Source organism: Ensifer adhaerens (assembly GCF_001270265.1).
In the GTDB taxonomy this organism is placed as follows: Bacteria; Pseudomonadota; Alphaproteobacteria; order Rhizobiales; family Rhizobiaceae; genus Ensifer; species Ensifer adhaerens_B.
Genome location: NZ_LGAP01000004.1, coordinates 99,660 through 115,057 on the forward strand (window position 1 = coordinate 99,660; position 15,398 = coordinate 115,057).

Sequence of the window (15,398 nt, forward strand, 5' to 3'; positions counted from 1 at the left end):
TGATTTTCACGACGCGCTTGAATCCGCAATGCAATTGTGGCCTCCTCACAGGAAATCGCTCGGGCTGGAGGAAGACCATATGGCGTCAACGCAGGCAGCAACGAAGACCGAAAGCCGGGCGGTGGAACTCGATATCGGCGGCAAGAAGAAGCTCTTCGACATCGACAATCCCGAATTGCCGAAGTGGATCGACGAGGCCGCTTTCTCCTCCGACGATTTCCCGTACAAGAAGAAGGTCGATGAGGAAGAATACCTAGAGACGCTGGAAAAGCTGCAGATCGAACTGGTCAAGCTTCAACTCTGGCAGCAGGCGACCGGCAAGCGCATCATCGCCCTGTTCGAGGGCCGCGACGCGGCGGGCAAGGGCGGCGCGATCCAAGCCACGAGCGGCAACCTGAACCCACGCTGGGCGCGCGTGGTTGCGCTGACGAAGCCGACGGAGACCGAGCGCGGACAATGGTACTTTCAGCGCTACGTCGCCACCATGCCAACCGCCGGCGAGCTCGTTCTCTTCGACCGCTCCTGGTACAACCGCGCCGGCGTCGAGCCGGTCATGGGCTTCTGCACTCCGGAACAGCACGAACAATTCCTCAAGCAGGTGCCGCGTTTCGAGAAGATGATCGTGCACGAAGGCATCCAGTTCTTCAAATTCTGGATCAACATCGGCCGCGAGATGCAGCTCAAGCGCTTTCACGACCGCTGCCACGATCCGCTGAAGATCTGGAAGCTGTCGCCGATGGATATCGCAGCCCTCAACAAGTGGGATGACTATACCGAAAAGCGCGACCAGATGCTGAAGGCGACCCACACGGACCATGCGCCGTGGACCGTCGTGCGCGGCAACGACAAGCGGCGCGCGCGCCTCAACCTCATTCGCCACATCCTTTCCACGCTCGACTACGACCGCAAGGACAAGGACGCGATCGGCGAGGTCGACGACAAGATCATCGGCTCGGGCCCAGGCTTCCTGAAATAGACTTGCAGCGCCGCGCGTCAATTATGACGCGCAAAGGACGCTGTAACGCTTTAAACTTGCTGCATAATTCCTTAAATCGGATCCGATTTAAGGAATTATGCACGCCGGCAGAGAGTTGGTATTATTGCCCGGGCAGAACGCGGATGGCGTAGAGGTTCAGTCCCTTGCCGCCGCCGCTGATGTCGCTGTTGATGACGAGCTGCCCGGCGGCGCTCGGCGCAAGGCTGCGATCGAAGGTGACCTTGAACAGCATGTCGACGCGCTCGTCATGCAGGGTGAAACGGTGACGGCCGCACTCGCCCAGCGAAGAGAAGTTGCACTCTACCGCAAACTCGGTCGACTTTCCGGGCGTCGCCTGCACGGTCAGCGCCAGCGTCGACGTCTTGCCTGAAAGCTCGGCGAGGATCGTGGCCGGAATCTCGATGGTCACATCGCCATCGGCATCGGCGTTCGCCGATGTCAGCAGCACCCGCTGGCCGCCATCGTCGTTGACCGGCTCGGCGGTCGCCCGCGGGCCGGGCGCGATCGCGCCTGTTTTGCCGGGTGTGTACACCTCGACCCAATCGCCGGTGAAGCCTTCCTGGGCCCCGAGCGTCTGCAGACCGGCAGCGCCATCGAAATCCTGCGATGCCACGGTTGCCGGCGGGTTAGCGACATTGGTGTCGCGCGCGGCCGGAGATTGCAGCAGATTGTTGGTCTCGACCCACCACACGGCCGCGACCAGCGCCGCGGCCAGCGTTGCGACGACCATGGTCAGCGACAGCAGGCGCCCGCGCTTGCGTCGACGCGTGCGGCCGTCCATCGCGCGCACTTCCGGCGCAACCGCGCCTTTGCCGTCACTTGACTGCCTGGCCGCAACCTCACCGGCCGCAGCCGTCGATACGACAGGGCCGTCGCGATCGGCGCGAAGGCCTCCCAGCCCACCATCATTCTGCCCGGCGCGCGGCGCCTGGCCGGCGAAAGCCGGTTCGCGGCGGTCGGGGGCGGATGGCTGCGGCTCGGGCCTGGCGGTCGCCGCCGCACGCGGTGCAACCGCGTCATCGAGGCTGACAGAAGGTGCCGGCGCCGGACGCGCCTTCAGCGCTGCGCGCTCCTCGGTTTCGATCGCATGAATGACCGCTTCCAGCCGATGACGCTGCTGGGCGACGACATTCTGGTCCTCGATCCCCTGCTTCTGCAGCCCGGCTTCCAGCGCCTGGCGCGCGGATTGATAGATGCGCGCCCGCGTTTCGGCGCTGGTTCTGTCGGAGCGCTCCAGCGCGTTTCGGATTGCAGTCTCGAGTCCGCTCACATCAAATCCTTCTGTGCACACCGGGCCTTACAGCGCCGCGCGTCAAATATGGCGCGCAATGGACGCTGCAACGCTTTAAATCTGCTGCATAATTTTATCCTGAAATCGGATCCGATTTAAGGGATTATGCAGTAGCCCCGCCGGCGCTCGTCAATCGATCGACGCCTTTTTCATCATCCGCAAGCGCTTATCGGTTAATTCCGGATGCACGCCGTTGGTTTTGTTAACAATTGCGTAACCGCTGCTTTCGAAATCCGCAAGTCCGGCGCGCCACTGGTCCCGGCAACGCCGGGGAAAACTGCCTTCTGCTTAGAGCTTCGGCCGGAAAAACCGCACCTTTGCAAGCGCGCAACTTGCTGCTATCTATTTTGACGTTTACGCAAACGTCAAAAATTCTAAGGGATGGAGAACTCGATGTCGCTGCCGCCAATTCTTTCCGAAACGACGAGACTGCCCGTCGTCGGCGCACCTTTGTTCATCGTCTCGCATCCCAAGCTGACGATCGCTCAGTGCAAGGCCGGTGTGGTCGGTTCCTTCCCGGCACTCAACGCCCGCCCGCAATCGCAACTCGACGAATGGCTCGCCGAAATCACCGAAGCGCTGGCCGACCATGACGCCAAGAACCCCGGCCGCCCGGCCGCCCCCTTTGCCGTCAACCAGATCGTCCACAAGTCCAACACCCGCCTCGAACAGGATCTGATGCTTTGCATCAAGTACAAGGTGCCGGTGGTCATATCTTCGCTCGGCGCCGTGCCCGAGGTCAACGCCGCCATTCACTCCTATGGCGGCATCGTCTTGCATGACGTCATCAACAACCGCCACGCCAATTCGGCGATCCGCAAGGGCGCCGACGGGCTGATCGCCGTCGCCGCCGGCGCAGGCGGCCATGCGGGCACGCTCTCGCCCTTCGCCCTCGTCCAGGAAATCCGCTCCTGGTTCGATGGCCCCCTGCTGCTTTCCGGCGCGATCGCCACCGGCGGCGCCATCCTGGCCGCCCAGGCCATGGGCGCCGACATGGCCTATATAGGCTCGCCCTTCATCGCCACCGAAGAGGCACGCGCCAGCGACGCCTACAAGCAGATGATCGTCGACAGCAATGCCGCCGACATCGTCTATTCCAACTACTTCACCGGCATCCACGGCAACTACCTCAAGCCGTCGATCGTGGCGGCTGGCATGGACCCGGAAAGCCTGCCGGAAGCCGACCCGTCGAAGATGGATTTCGCCCAGGCCACCGAAGGCGCCAAGGCCTGGAAGGACATCTGGGGCTGCGGCCAGGGCATCGGTGCGGTGCGCGAGGTCACCTCGGTCGGACATATGGTCGATCGCTGGGAGCGCGAATACGACGCGGCGCGCGCCTGCCTCGGGCTGCATACGACCCCCACGATTGCTACCAACAAGGAATTTTCAAGTTCTCGAAACTGATGGCTTGAAATCTTGGCGCTTTGCGTTTATCAGCGCCTCACACTTCGTTCCGCGATCTTTTCGCGGAACCGCCTCAGGGCCGCTTTAGCTCAGTCGGTAGAGCACATCATTCGTAATGATGGGGTCACGTGTTCGAGTCACGTAAGCGGCACCATTTTCCTTCAAAGAAATGAGCACTGTAGCGGGATGATAGTCTGAAGCTGGCCCAGGGCCAGCTCGTCTTGCTACGCACGAGCGGCGGGCAAGAGGTCCATTTCGAGGAAGCCGATCGATGTCGCTTAAAGTTAGCCGTTTTCAAGTTCATGAGGATGCCGTGCAGGCCAATGTCTCCGGCCGCACTTGCTCCTTGTCGGCGCTTGAGATCGGCGGCGAGGTGCTTGTCGTGCTCACATGGCTCGGAAACAAGGACGCGGGCCTACGCCGGCCGGAATACGTTCTGCCGCTGGCGTCGATCCCGCATCAAGCGCGCGAACCCGATGCCGGCTCGCCCTATCGCTGGATCCTGACCGGGACATTGCCGATGTCCCTCTTCGACGGCAGCGCGTCGCGGCAGGTCCGCCGGCAGCACGGCGTCAGCCCCGGCCCGGCGCTCAACCTGCCGCTGCCCGGCACGGCGTCCTGATCTGCAAACAAGCGGCAACCTAAAGCGCATCGTGATCTCCAGGATTCGCCTGCTGCGGTTTAAGCTCTTGTTTTTGCGTATGTCGTTATCACAAAACCGCTACACACTCTTGCGCGACAAGCCATAGACCGCTCACGACACCGGCTGGCGATTGGCCTCATTTGCAGCCGGTGCACGCCATGTCGCGGCAAAAGCCGCGATGACGGCAAGGCCCGCCAAGAGCACCGCGGCAACCGGAAGCACCGATGGCGAGGCCGCCTCGACAAGCACGCCGCCGACGCCCGTGCCCGGCCCGACGCCGACATGCATGGCCGACAGGTTGAGGCCGACACCGGCTTCCGCCGTCTCAGGGCTCTGCCTGATCAAGAAGCTCTGCACCACCGGCGAGATCATCCAGCTGACGCAGCCCCACAGCATCATGACCGCAACGAACAGCACACGCGTATCAGACACGAAGGGTATGGCGATCAGTGCAATGATATAGCCGAGCGGCGTCAACCGGATCGCCAGCCGCGGCGCCACGGCATCGCTCAACCGACCGCCGAGATAGCCGCCGCAGACACCCGCTATGCCGAAGGCGAAGAAGGCCGTGACGACCTCATCGCCCTGCATCCCGACGATCTCGGCCAGATAGGGCGCGAGATAGGCGCCGCCGATCATCAGCACCGACACCAGCTGCGCACAGACACACGAGAACGAGCGCAGATGGCTGGCATAGGAGCGGCCGCGCGGCGGCTTCGACCGGCCGGCGGCCGGCACGAACCACTGACATGCGAACAGGACACAAACGGCAAACAGCGCAAGGCCGATGAAGACGCTGCGCCATCCGAACGCGCCGCTCACCAGCATACCTGCCGGTACGCCGAGAACGAGCGAGGCGCTGATGCCCATGAAGATCAGGCCGATCGCCCGGCCTCGCCGCCCGGGCGGCACGATCTCCGTCGCCAGCATGGTCGCGACCAGGCAAGCCGTAGCGCTCGCGGCCGCCATGCCGATGCGGGCAGCGACCAGAACGCCGTAATTCGGGCTGGCAGCCGCCAGCACATTGCTGGCGATGAAGAGCACCAGCGCCAACAAGAGCAGGGTCTTGCGCTCCAGGCGTGCCGTCAGCAGAAGGGCTGCCGGTGCCGTCAACGCAAATGTCACGGAGAATACCGAGGTCAACTGCCCGGCAAGACCGATGGAGACGCCGAGCCCTGATGCCACATCCGGCAGGATGCCGATGACGATGTTTTCGGCCGTGCCGGTGGCGAAGGTCGCCAGTGCGAGGAGAAGAAGGGGGATGTTCATCTTGCCTTTCCCGATCAGTGGACGCCACGGTCGGAAAAGGTCTTCCCGATGTGGCGACTGGTTGCACACCGGGTTTCGAGGCAGAGCTTCGGTTATCCCTCTGACCGCGCTCCTAGCACGGATCGGCGTGTGCGAGAAGCGCCACGGTCCGCCGGGTTGGTTACCGCCCATGCAGCCTCGATCGAACCAGCACCACGGCCTCAGTCGTCGTCGCCGACGAAGCGGTAGCCGACACCAGGCTCCGTGCGGATGATCTTCGGATCGGCCGGATCACGCTCGATCTTGCCGCGCAACTGGCCGATGAAGACGCGCAGATAGTGCAGATCCTCGCCATGGGCCGCACCCCAGACCGAGGTCAGCAGCGTCTTGTGGGTGACGACGCGCCCGGCATGGTGCGCCAGCATGACCAGAAGGTCATACTCCTTCGGCGTCAAACGCACTGGCTCTCCGTCGCGCGTCACCAGCCGCTTGATCGTATCGATCGCCACACCATCGGCCGAAAGCTGGGTGTGGCCACCCTCCATCTGGATGCGGTGGCGAAGAGCCGCCCGGATGCGCGCCGTCAGCTCGCCGATGCCGAAAGGCTTCTCGATATAGTCGTCGGCGCCGAGATCGAGGGCGGCGATCTTTTCGCTCTCCCGGTCGCGCGCCGACAGGATGATGATCGGCACCTGCGACCAGGCGCGGATGTTGGCGATCACATCCTTGCCGTCCATGTCGGGCAGGCCGAGATCGAGGATCACCACGTCGGGCGCGGTCGTCGCCGCCGCCTTCAACGCGTCCGTTCCGGTCAACGCCTCCAGCACATCGTAGCCGGCAGCGCTCAAGGCCGGCCGCAGGAAGCGCTGGATCTGGGGTTCGTCGTCGACAACGAGGATGCGCTCCACGCTCATGCACGGTCCTTTTCGGATATTTCAGCTTCGGCGGCGGGAAAACGCATGGAAATGCGTGTTCCGCGACGCCTCAAAGCCGGGCTTTCAGCCTTGATGCGGCCACCCATGGCCTCGACGAAGCCCTTGGCGATCGACAGCCCGAGACCGGTGCCCGGCGTGCGGCCGTCTACCTTGCCCCTGCGGAAGAATTTTTCGAATACCTGTTCGAGGTCGCCCTGTGCGATCCCCTTGCCGAGATCGGTGACCGACAGCACGATCTCGTTTCCGTCCCGTCGCGCGTAGATGCTGATCGGCTCGTCACCGCCGTATTTGTTGGCATTGTCGAGCAGGTTGAACAGCACCTGGCCGAGAAGCACGCTGTCGCCACGCATCAACGGCAGTTCGGGCGCGATGCTGGTCTCGATCTCGCGGGCCGGAAAATACTTGCGCGCCCGATCGACGGCTGCGCGCACGGCGTCCGCGACATCCACCCAATCGCGCTTGGCATTGACCGTTCCTGCCTCGATGCGGGTCATGTCCAGGAGGTTGGCGACGAAACGCGTCAGCCGACCGCCCTCCTCCTCGATCGATTGCAGCAGATCGTCACGGCTTTCCGGCGGCATGCGGTCGCCCAATTGGCGCAAGCTGGTGACGGCGCCGGTGATGGTGGCAAGCGGCGTGCGCAGATCATGCGAGATCGACGACAGCAGTGCGGCTCGAAACCGCTCTCCCTCAAGCTTGGCGGCGTGATCCAGGCTCTCGCGTGAGAGGCGTGCCCGGTCGATGGCGATCGCCGTCTGGTCGAGGATGGCGGCGAGCGCGCGCTCTTCGTTGATCTCCAGCGGCTTGCCGGCCTGCACGAAGCCGCAAACGCCGACGACGCCATGCGGGCTCGTCAGCGGCCGGAAATGAAACGGGCTGTTCGGCAGCGTGCCGGTGCCATTGCCGGCCGCCTCCTTCTTGTCCATCGCCCAGCGCGCCGCCATGGTGTCGGTGACATCGAGTTCGGTGTCCGGCGGCCAGGCGGCCTTCAGGCGCAGATCGCCGTCTTCCGGCAACAGCAACGCGGCATTGCGTTTCAGTGTCGTCTGCATCTGGGTGACTGCCGCCCAGAGCACGTCGTCGACATTGGCAGTTCCCGAGAGCTTGCGGGAGAAATCATAGAGCGCCTGCGTTGCCGCGGCACGGCGCCGCGCGGACTTCGCCTGTTCGCGCACCCGGGATGCAAGACTGCCGGCAAGCGCTGCCGCGACCAGGAAAATGAAGAGCGCGAAGACCTCGTGCGGCTCGGCGACCGTGAATGTGCCGACCGGCTCTATGAAGAAGAAGTTGTAGGCGAGAACGGACAGCAAGGCCGCGGCGATGGCAGCGATGTGGCCGGCATAGCTCGCCGACGCCAGCACCGCGAGCAGGAAGAGCAGAGAGATGTTCGGCAGGATGATGAAGCGCTCGATGAAGAGGCCAAGCGCAACCGCAGCCCCCACCGTGGTGGTGGCAATGGCGAGCGCCCGCCCTAAGCCCTCCGGCATTTGCCGTTTGGCGGTCACGCCTCTCTTCGGGCGCGGCGGCTCCTTGTCAGTCACCAGGTGAATGCCGACACCCGCTATGCGCTCGGCCAGCGCATCGGGAAGCGATTGCCGGAACAAGCGCAGCGGGAACCGCTGACGCCTGATGCCGATGACGATCTGTGTCGCATGCTCACGACGGGCAAGCTTGAGGATTTCCTCGACGAAATCGTTGCCGACGATGCGGCGCGTCTCGGCGCCGAGCTGCTCGGCCAGGCGGAACGTCTCGTCGAGCCTTCTGACCGCCTCGCCATCGCCGCTTTCGCGGTCGGCCCGTTCGATGAAGACGACGATCCAAGGCGCGTTCAGCCCCGAAGCCAGGCGGCCGGCGGTGCGCACCACCTTTTCCGACAGCGGATCGGGACCGATGCACACCAGCAGGCGCTCGCCGCTCGCCCAGGGACCCTCGATGGCGTTCTGCTTGAGGTAGTCGACCATCTGGTCGTCGACCCGGTCGGCCGTCCGCCGCAGCGCCAGTTCGCGCAGCGCCGTCAGGTTGCCCAGGCGGAAGAAACGCTCGATTGCGCGCTTGGCGCTGTCGGGCAGATAGACCTTGCCTTCGTTCAACCGCTCGATGAGCTCGGCGGGCGGCAGGTCGACCAGCAGGACGTCGTCGGCACGGCTGATCATCGTGTCGGGTACCCGCTCGCGCACCGCAACACCGGTGATCTGGGCGACGACATCGGACAGGCTTTCCAGATGCTGGATGTTGAGCGCCGTCCAGACGTCGATGCCGGCGGTAATCAGCTCCTCGACATCCTGATAGCGCTTCGGATGGCGGCTGTCCTCCGGGTTGCTGTGCGCCAGTTCGTCAACGACGACGATCTTTGGGCGGCGTGCAAGCGCCGCGTCGAGATCGAATTCAGAAAGCACACGACCGCGATGGTTGACATCGCGGCGCGGCAGTATCTCCAGTCCTTCGACGAGCGCGGCGGTCTCGCCGCGCCCATGCGTCTCCACCAGACCGATGACGATGTCGACGCCGTCGGCCTTCAGCCGCCGCGCGCGCGTCAGCATCGTATAGGTCTTGCCGACGCCAGGGGCTGCGCCAAGAAAAACCGTCAGCTTTCCCTTCCGCCCCTGCCCGGCCAGCGCCAGCAGTGCGTCCGGGTCCGGACGGCTTTTCGATTCGCGATCGGTTTCAGGCATTCAGTGTCTCTGGCTTCAAACTCAGCTTCTCCGGGTATCCAGAGCAAGGTTGAGTTCTAGCACATTGACGCGCGGCTCGCCTATGATCCCCAGCAGCCGACCTTCGGTCGCCTGCTCGACCAGCGTCGCCACATCCGTTTCCGCAAGCCCGCGTGCCTTGGCAACGCGGGAAACCTGCTCGCGGGCGAAAGCCGGCGAAATATGCGGGTCAAGGCCGGAGCCGGACGCCGTGCCGCCGTCGGCGGCAATCTCTCCGGTGATGCCGCTGGCGCGCAGCTTCTCGACGTCGGCAGTAACCCGGTCCTTCAGCTTGACCGAGGTCGGGCCGAGGTTGGAGCCGGTCGAACCGCCTGCATTGTAGGCCTCAGGCCCGGTCGCGGAGGGCCGCGGCCAGAAATATTTGTCGGAGGTAAAATTCTGCCCGATCAGATCGGAGCCGACGACGGTGCCATCCATGCGGATCAGGCTGCCATTGGCCTGCACGGGCATCAATGCCTGGGCAACGCCGGTGATCGCGAAGGGGTAGGCAAGGCCGGTGATCGCGGTCAGCAGCAGGGCCATGACGATTGCGGGGCGAAGTTGGTTCAACATGATTACACCAGATTGAGAGCGGAGACGACGACGTCGACGAGCTTGATGCCGGCAAAGGGCAGGATCAGGCCGCCGAGGCCGTAGACCAGCAGGTTGCGGCGCAGCAGCGCGGCGGCGCCGACCGGGCGATACTTGACACCCTTCAGCGCCAGCGGGATGAGCGCAACGATGATCAAGGCGTTGAAGATGACCGCCGAGAGGATCGCCGATTGCGGCGACGACAGCCCCATGATGTTGAGCGCGGCCAGCGCCGGATAGGTGGTGATGAACAGCGCCGGGATGATGGCAAAGTATTTTGCCACGTCGTTGGCGATCGAGAAGGTCGTCAGCGAGCCGCGCGTCATCAGGAGCTGCTTGCCGATCTCGACGATCTCGATGAGCTTCGTTGGGCTGGAATCGAGGTCGACCATGTTGGCCGCCTCGCGTGCCGCCTGCGTACCGGTCTGCATCGCCACGCCGACATCGGCCTGGGCAAGCGCCGGCGCATCGTTGGTGCCGTCGCCGCACATGGCGATCAGGCGGCCGCCCTGCTGCTCCTTGCGGATAAAGCCGAGCTTGTCTTCCGGCGTCGCCTCGGCGAGGAAGTCGTCAACACCCGCTTCCGACGCGATTGCCGCCGCGGTGACCGGGTTGTCGCCGGTCACCATCACTGTGCGGATCCCCATGGCCCGCAGCGCTGCGAAGCGCTCCTTGATGCCGGGCTTGACCACGTCCTTGAGGTGAATGACGCCGAGCAGGCGATTGCCGTCGGCAACGGCCAGCGGCGTTCCGCCGGTGCGCGCGACCTGGTCGACGGCGCGGCGGAATTCGGCCGGCACGTTTTCGTCGCGAACGCCGGCAAATTTCAGGATCGAATCCACGGCGCCCTTACGCAGCCGCCGACCGCCGAAGTCGACGCCCGACAGTCTCGTTTCGGCGGCGAAGGGCACGACGGCGTCGATTGCCAAAGCTCCGGCCTGAACTGCACTACCACCGACCGCCAAAGCCACGACCTCGCGGCTCGTCTGCTTGCCGGAAACGGGCAAAGTCACGGCTGGCGTCTTACGGCCGAATTCACCGGTCGCAAGTGCGGCAATCGAGCGGCCTTCCGGCGTCTCGTCGGCAAGGCTTGCCAGCAGCGCGGCATCGGCAAGTTCGGCATCCGTCACGCCGGGGACCGGCATGAAGTTGGCGGCCATGCGGTTGCCAAAGGTGATCGTGCCAGTCTTGTCGAGCAGCAGCGTATCGACGTCACCCGCCGCCTCGACGGCACGACCGGATGTGGCGATGACGTTGAAGCGCACCAGCCGGTCCATGCCGGCGATGCCGATCGCCGACAGCAGGCCGCCGATAGTGGTCGGGATCAAGGTGACGAGCAGCGCTGCAAGAACCGTGACCGACAGAACGGTGCCGGAATAGCCGGCAAGACCCCAGAGCGTCACGACGGCAACCAGGAAGACCAGCGTCAGGCCCGAAAGCAGGATCGACAGTGCGATCTCGTTCGGGGTTTTCTGGCGCTGCGCACCTTCGATGAGCGCGATCATGCGGTCGACGAAGGTGTCGCCAGGCGCCGTGCCGATACGCACCTTGATCCAGTCGGACAGCACCTGCGTGCCGCCGGTAACGGCAGAGCGGTCACCACCGGACTCACGGATCACGGGTGCGGATTCGCCGGTGATCGCGCTTTCGTTGACCGAGGCGACACCCTCGACGACGTCGCCGTCGCCAGGGATCAATTCCCCGGCTTCGACCAGCACGAGGTCACCGACTTTCAACGACGTGGCGGCGATGGTCTGCGTTTCACGACCTTCCGCCGAGACCAGCTTGCGGGCCGTCAGCTCGGACTTGGTGCGGCGCAGGCTGTCGGCCTGCGCCTTGCCGCGCCCTTCGGCGACCGCTTCGGCGAAGGTGGCAAACAGCACCGTGAACCACAGCCAGGCTGCAATCTGCCCCGAAAACAGCGGGCTGCCGGTCCCGGTCGCAAGATCGCGGATGAAGAAGACCGTGACCATGGCTGCCACCACCTCGGTGACGAAGATCACCGGGTTGCGAACAAGCTGGCGCGGGTCGAGCTTGGTGAATGCGGCCTTGAATGCCGGCAGGAGAATCGCCGGGTCGAGAAGGCTCGGGGCGACGGGTTTCGAAGACATTGTTTGTTCCTTCAGAAGGTCTGGCCCGAGAGCATGGCGAATTGCTCAACGATGGGACCAAGCGCGAGGGCCGGGAAATATTGCAGCCCGCCGAGAATGAGGATGATGCCGATGAGCAGGCCGACGAAGAGCGGCGTGTGCGTCGGGAAGGTTCCCTTGGAAGCCGGATGGCGCGTCTTGGCGGCAAGCGAGCCGGCGATGGCGAGCACCGGTATCGCATAGGCGAAGCGGCCGAGCAGCATCGCGAAACCGAGCGTGGTGTTGTACCAGGGCGTGTTGGCCGAGAGGCCGCCGAAGGCGGAGCCGTTGTTGCCCGTCGCCGAGGTGTAGGCGTAGAGGATCTCCGACAGGCCATGCGGACCTGATGTGCCGATGCTGGCGACGGCCGAGGGCATGACGGCGGAAATCGCGGTGAAGCCGAGGATCGAGGCCGGCAGGATGAGGATCGCCAGCATCGCGTATTTCATCTCGCGGCCTTCGATCTTCTTGCCGAGCAGTTCGGGCGTACGCCCAACCATCAGACCGGCGACGAAGACGGCGAGGATGGCAAAAACGACCATGCCGTAAAGGCCGGAGCCGACGCCGCCGGGCAGCACTTCGCCAAGCTGGATGAGGAGCATGGGAACAAGGCCGCCGATACCGGTGAAGGAACCGTGCATGCCATTGACCGCGCCGGTTGAGATACCGGTGGTGACGCCGGCATAGGCCGCCGACATGGCCTGGCCGAAGCGGACTTCCTTGCCTTCCATGTTGCCGAGCGACGCCTCGAGGCCGAGCCCATGCAGGATCGGGTTGCCGTAGCTTTCCGCCCAATAGATGACACCGATGCCCGCAATCAGCAGGGTCGCCATGGCAGCGATGAAGGCCCAACCCTGGCGGCGGTCACCGACCATCTGGCCGAAGGTGTAGACGAGCGCCGAGGTAATGGAGAGCATCGCGAAGATCGACAGGTAGTTGCTGAGCGCAGTCGGGTTCTCGAACGGGTGCGCCGCATTGGCGTTGAAGAAACCGCCGCCATTGGTGCCGAGCTGCTTGATCGCTTCCTGGCTCGCGACCGGACCGAGCGCGATCGTCTGCTGCACGCCTTCGAGCGTGGTGGCGCTGACGGAGGCATGGAAGGTCTGCGGCATGCCCATCGCGACGAAGGCGAGTGCAACGAGGACCGCGAGCGGCAGCAGCACGTAAAGCGTCGAGCGGGTCAGATCGACCCAGAAATTGCCGAGTGTCGACGCGCCCGAACGGGCAAAGGCGCGGGTGACGGCAAGCGCGATGGCAATGCCGGTCGCAGCCGAGACGAAGTTCTGCACCGTCAGGCCAGCCATTTGGCTGAAATGGCTCATGGTGGTCTCGCCGCCATAGGACTGCCAGTTGGTGTTGGTGAGGAAGCTGACCGCCGTGTTGAAGGCGAGATCCGCCGGCACGTCGGCAAAGCCTTGCGGGTTCAGCGGCAGCGATCCCTGGAAACGCAGGATGGCATAGAGAAGCGCGAAGCCGGCGGCGCTGAAGGCGAGCATCGACAGCGTATAGGCGAGCCAACCCTGCTCCTTCCTGGCATCGACGCCGGCGGCCAGATACAGCCCGCGCTCGACGGGTCCGAGAACCGGGGACAGGAAATTGCGTTCGCCGGCGAAAACCCGGGCCATGAAGAGGCCAAGCGGCTTGATCGCGAGGAAGACGGCGAGAAAGAGGAGGCCGATCTGCAGCCACCCGATAATAGACATGAGGAATTCTCCACGAAAGACGACCGGACGGTATGAAGGACGGCCCTTGGGTATGAAACTCGACCCGGGGTACGAAACTCGACCCGGGGTACGAAGTTCGACCTGGGGTCAGAACCGTTCCGGTCGAACGAGAGTCACGATGAGATAGACCGTCAGTGCGGCGACCACAGTGAGACCGAGCAAGGCTTCGAACATCGATGCCTCCTAGAGCCGGCTGAGCGTGTGCGCATAGAGCGCAAACACGACAAGGCCGCCGATGCCGGCGGCAAGAAAAAGTAGATCGGACATGTGCATTCTCCAGGACTGGATTAGAGCCGGATCATGCACCCTGTGCGGGTCAATTATCGATTGGGATGGTTTTGCGGGCGCATAAGGAAAAGATAAAGGCGCCGCAGCCGCCGAAAGGCGGCTGACGCATTGGCGGCGTCAGCCCTTGATGATCGGGCTTACCGTCGGCTCAGCTTCGGTGGTCACTTCGCGCATCCATTCGCGCCAGATAGCGACGAGCAGTGCCATCAGCACCGGGCCGACGAACAGGCCGAGAAAGCCCATGGTCTTCACGCCGCCGACCAGGCCGAAGAAGGTCGGCAGGAACGGCAGCTTGATCGGCCCGCCGACGAGGCGCGGACGCAGCGTCTTGTCGACGATGAAGAGTTCGGTCGTGCCCCAGGCAAACAGCGCGATGCCGTGAACCGGCGAACCGCTGGCCACGAGATAGACCGAAACCAGCGTGAAGCAGAGCGGCGCACCGCCGGGGATCAGCGCCATCAGGCCGGTGATGATGCCGAGTGTGACTGGCGACGGAACGCCTGCCAGCCAATAGGCGACGCCGAGCACGATGCCCTCGCCGATGGCGATGATGCCCATGCCGGTGACCGTCGAGCTGATCGTCAGAGGCACCACGCGCGACAGCCGCTCCCAGCGCATCGGGAAGATGCGTTCGCCGAGATGGTCGAGCTGCTTGGAGAAGGAGTGCCCATCGCGATAGACGAAGAACAGCGTGATCAGCATGAAAAGTAGCGTCAGGAAAGCGTGAAACGCCGAAGCGCCGATGACCAACACGCCGCGATAGATATTGCCGATGTTGGAGCCGCTGACGAGCTGCACCAGTTCGCCGAGCGCGCCGGGATGGCCGATGTGTTTCACCCATTGTTCGCCGAGCCAGGCGCCCGCGACCGGGATGGTGGTGAGCCAGGCGGGAACACCCGCGCCGTTTGCATTGGTTTCGACCGCCCAAACCAGCCAATCGCGGACTTCGTCGACCGCGTAGACGGCGGCGATCGAGATCGGCGCGACGATAAAGGAAATGACGCAGACGATTGCGATCGTCGCGGCAAGCGTGCGATTACCGTTTACGGCGGCGAGCAGCCGTCGGTAGATCGGCCAACTGGCAAAGCCGATGACCACGGCGGCGAGCACTGGAACAAGGAAGCCATGGAAGAAATAGACGCCGGCCAGTAGCACGAACACAAGCATCCAGCGCGCGGCCGTCATGGGACCGACCAGGGCATGGCGCGACGTTGCCGTCTGCCCGAAGAGCCGCGGCTCCACGGGGAAATTCTCTCGTTCGCGATTGCCCAACTGCACCAGTGATCCTCCGTCTTCCAACGAGCTTACATCAAACCCGAGGTCTTGCCAGCCTGTACAGCGCCACGCGTCTCCTACAAAGACGCGCAAAGGTCGCTGTACCTCGATCTGATGCATGATTTTGCCCTTAAATCGCCCCCGATCTAAGGCAAATCATGCAGTAGCGTCGCAATGATCCCG

Annotated in this window: 12 protein-coding genes and 1 tRNA gene; 4 read left to right on the forward strand and 9 right to left on the reverse strand. The window is 63.9% G+C overall.

What is annotated here, in order from left to right; genetic code table 11:
- Positions 1-79: 79 nt before the first annotated feature.
- Positions 80-976 carry a polyphosphate kinase 2 gene (ppk2, locus tag AC244_RS10640; RefSeq protein ID WP_053248796.1) on the forward strand — a complete coding sequence of 299 codons (897 nt, stop codon included), beginning with the start codon at positions 80-82 and terminating at the stop codon, positions 974-976.
- Between the two features lie 121 nt (positions 977-1,097).
- Here ppk2 and AC244_RS10645 read toward each other — a convergent pair whose 3' ends face one another.
- Positions 1,098-2,267, reverse strand: a complete 1,170-nt coding sequence (locus AC244_RS10645; protein ID WP_053248797.1) for a hypothetical protein — start codon at positions 2,265-2,267, stop codon at positions 1,098-1,100.
- A gap of 414 nt (positions 2,268-2,681) precedes the next feature.
- Here AC244_RS10645 and AC244_RS10650 point away from each other — a divergent pair, with 414 nt between their 5' ends.
- From AC244_RS10650 to AC244_RS10660, 3 genes are all read left to right on the forward strand, one after another.
- Positions 2,682-3,692 carry an NAD(P)H-dependent flavin oxidoreductase gene (locus tag AC244_RS10650; protein ID WP_053248798.1) on the forward strand — a complete coding sequence of 337 codons (1,011 nt, stop codon included), beginning with the start codon at positions 2,682-2,684 and terminating at the stop codon, positions 3,690-3,692.
- A 78-nt stretch (positions 3,693-3,770) separates the two neighbouring features.
- A tRNA-Thr gene (locus AC244_RS10655) sits at positions 3,771-3,846 on the forward strand.
- Between the two features lie 117 nt (positions 3,847-3,963).
- Positions 3,964-4,314 carry a hypothetical protein gene (locus AC244_RS10660; protein WP_152975910.1) on the forward strand — a complete coding sequence of 117 codons (351 nt, stop codon included), beginning with the start codon at positions 3,964-3,966 and terminating at the stop codon, positions 4,312-4,314.
- Between the two features lie 132 nt (positions 4,315-4,446).
- Here the strand turns inward: AC244_RS10660 and AC244_RS10665 are convergent, their stop codons facing one another.
- The 8 genes from AC244_RS10665 to AC244_RS10705 all read right to left on the reverse strand — a co-directional run bounded on the left by AC244_RS10665 (position 4,447) and on the right by AC244_RS10705 (position 15,218).
- Complete coding sequence (locus tag AC244_RS10665) at positions 4,447-5,604, reverse strand: MFS transporter (RefSeq protein WP_053248800.1); 1,158 nt, start codon at positions 5,602-5,604, stop codon at positions 4,447-4,449.
- Positions 5,605-5,804: 200 nt separating this feature from the next.
- Positions 5,805-6,497, reverse strand: coding sequence for a response regulator (locus AC244_RS10670; protein WP_053248801.1), 693 nt, complete (start codon positions 6,495-6,497; stop codon positions 5,805-5,807).
- Positions 6,494-9,190 carry a sensor histidine kinase gene (locus AC244_RS10675; RefSeq protein ID WP_053248802.1) on the reverse strand — a complete coding sequence of 899 codons (2,697 nt, stop codon included), beginning with the start codon at positions 9,188-9,190 and terminating at the stop codon, positions 6,494-6,496. The genes AC244_RS10670 and AC244_RS10675 overlap by 4 nt, the downstream gene beginning before the upstream one ends.
- Positions 9,191-9,211: 21 nt before the next feature.
- Positions 9,212-9,781 (reverse strand): potassium-transporting ATPase subunit KdpC, encoded by a 570-nt coding sequence (gene kdpC, locus AC244_RS10680; RefSeq protein ID WP_053248803.1) that lies wholly within the window; start codon positions 9,779-9,781, stop codon positions 9,212-9,214.
- Between the two features lie 2 nt (positions 9,782-9,783).
- A complete protein-coding gene (kdpB, locus tag AC244_RS10685; RefSeq protein WP_053248804.1) occupies positions 9,784-11,910 on the reverse strand; it encodes a potassium-transporting ATPase subunit KdpB in 2,127 nt (708 codons plus the stop codon).
- Positions 11,911-11,921: 11 nt separating this feature from the next.
- Positions 11,922-13,631 (reverse strand): potassium-transporting ATPase subunit KdpA, encoded by a 1,710-nt coding sequence (gene kdpA, locus AC244_RS10690; RefSeq protein ID WP_053248805.1) that lies wholly within the window; start codon positions 13,629-13,631, stop codon positions 11,922-11,924.
- A gap of 108 nt (positions 13,632-13,739) precedes the next feature.
- Positions 13,740-13,826 (reverse strand): potassium-transporting ATPase subunit F, encoded by an 87-nt coding sequence (locus tag AC244_RS38830; protein WP_053248806.1) that lies wholly within the window; start codon positions 13,824-13,826, stop codon positions 13,740-13,742.
- A gap of 231 nt (positions 13,827-14,057) precedes the next feature.
- Positions 14,058-15,218 carry an AI-2E family transporter gene (locus AC244_RS10705; RefSeq protein WP_053248807.1) on the reverse strand — a complete coding sequence of 387 codons (1,161 nt, stop codon included), beginning with the start codon at positions 15,216-15,218 and terminating at the stop codon, positions 14,058-14,060.
- Between the last annotated feature and the right edge of the window lie 180 nt (positions 15,219-15,398).

What these genes read in the sequence shown, in the direction of transcription:
- ppk2 (WP_053248796.1), top strand. Translation starts at nt 80, where the DNA reads ATGGCGTCAACGCAGGCAGCAACGAAGACCGAAAGCCGGGCGGTGGAA.
- AC244_RS10650 (WP_053248798.1), top strand. Translation starts at nt 2,682, where the DNA reads ATGTCGCTGCCGCCAATTCTTTCCGAAACGACGAGACTGCCCGTCGTC.
- AC244_RS10660 (WP_152975910.1), top strand. Translation starts at nt 3,964, where the DNA reads ATGTCGCTTAAAGTTAGCCGTTTTCAAGTTCATGAGGATGCCGTGCAG.
- AC244_RS10665 (WP_053248800.1), bottom strand. Translation starts at nt 5,604, where the DNA reads ATGAACATCCCCCTTCTTCTCCTCGCACTGGCGACCTTCGCCACCGGC.
- AC244_RS10670 (WP_053248801.1), bottom strand. Translation starts at nt 6,497, where the DNA reads ATGAGCGTGGAGCGCATCCTCGTTGTCGACGACGAACCCCAGATCCAG.
- AC244_RS10675 (WP_053248802.1), bottom strand. Translation starts at nt 9,190, where the DNA reads ATGCCTGAAACCGATCGCGAATCGAAAAGCCGTCCGGACCCGGACGCA.
- kdpC (WP_053248803.1), bottom strand. Translation starts at nt 9,781, where the DNA reads ATGTTGAACCAACTTCGCCCCGCAATCGTCATGGCCCTGCTGCTGACC.
- kdpB (WP_053248804.1), bottom strand. Translation starts at nt 11,910, where the DNA reads ATGTCTTCGAAACCCGTCGCCCCGAGCCTTCTCGACCCGGCGATTCTC.
- kdpA (WP_053248805.1), bottom strand. Translation starts at nt 13,631, where the DNA reads ATGTCTATTATCGGGTGGCTGCAGATCGGCCTCCTCTTTCTCGCCGTC.
- AC244_RS38830 (WP_053248806.1), bottom strand. Translation starts at nt 13,826, where the DNA reads ATGTTCGAAGCCTTGCTCGGTCTCACTGTGGTCGCCGCACTGACGGTC.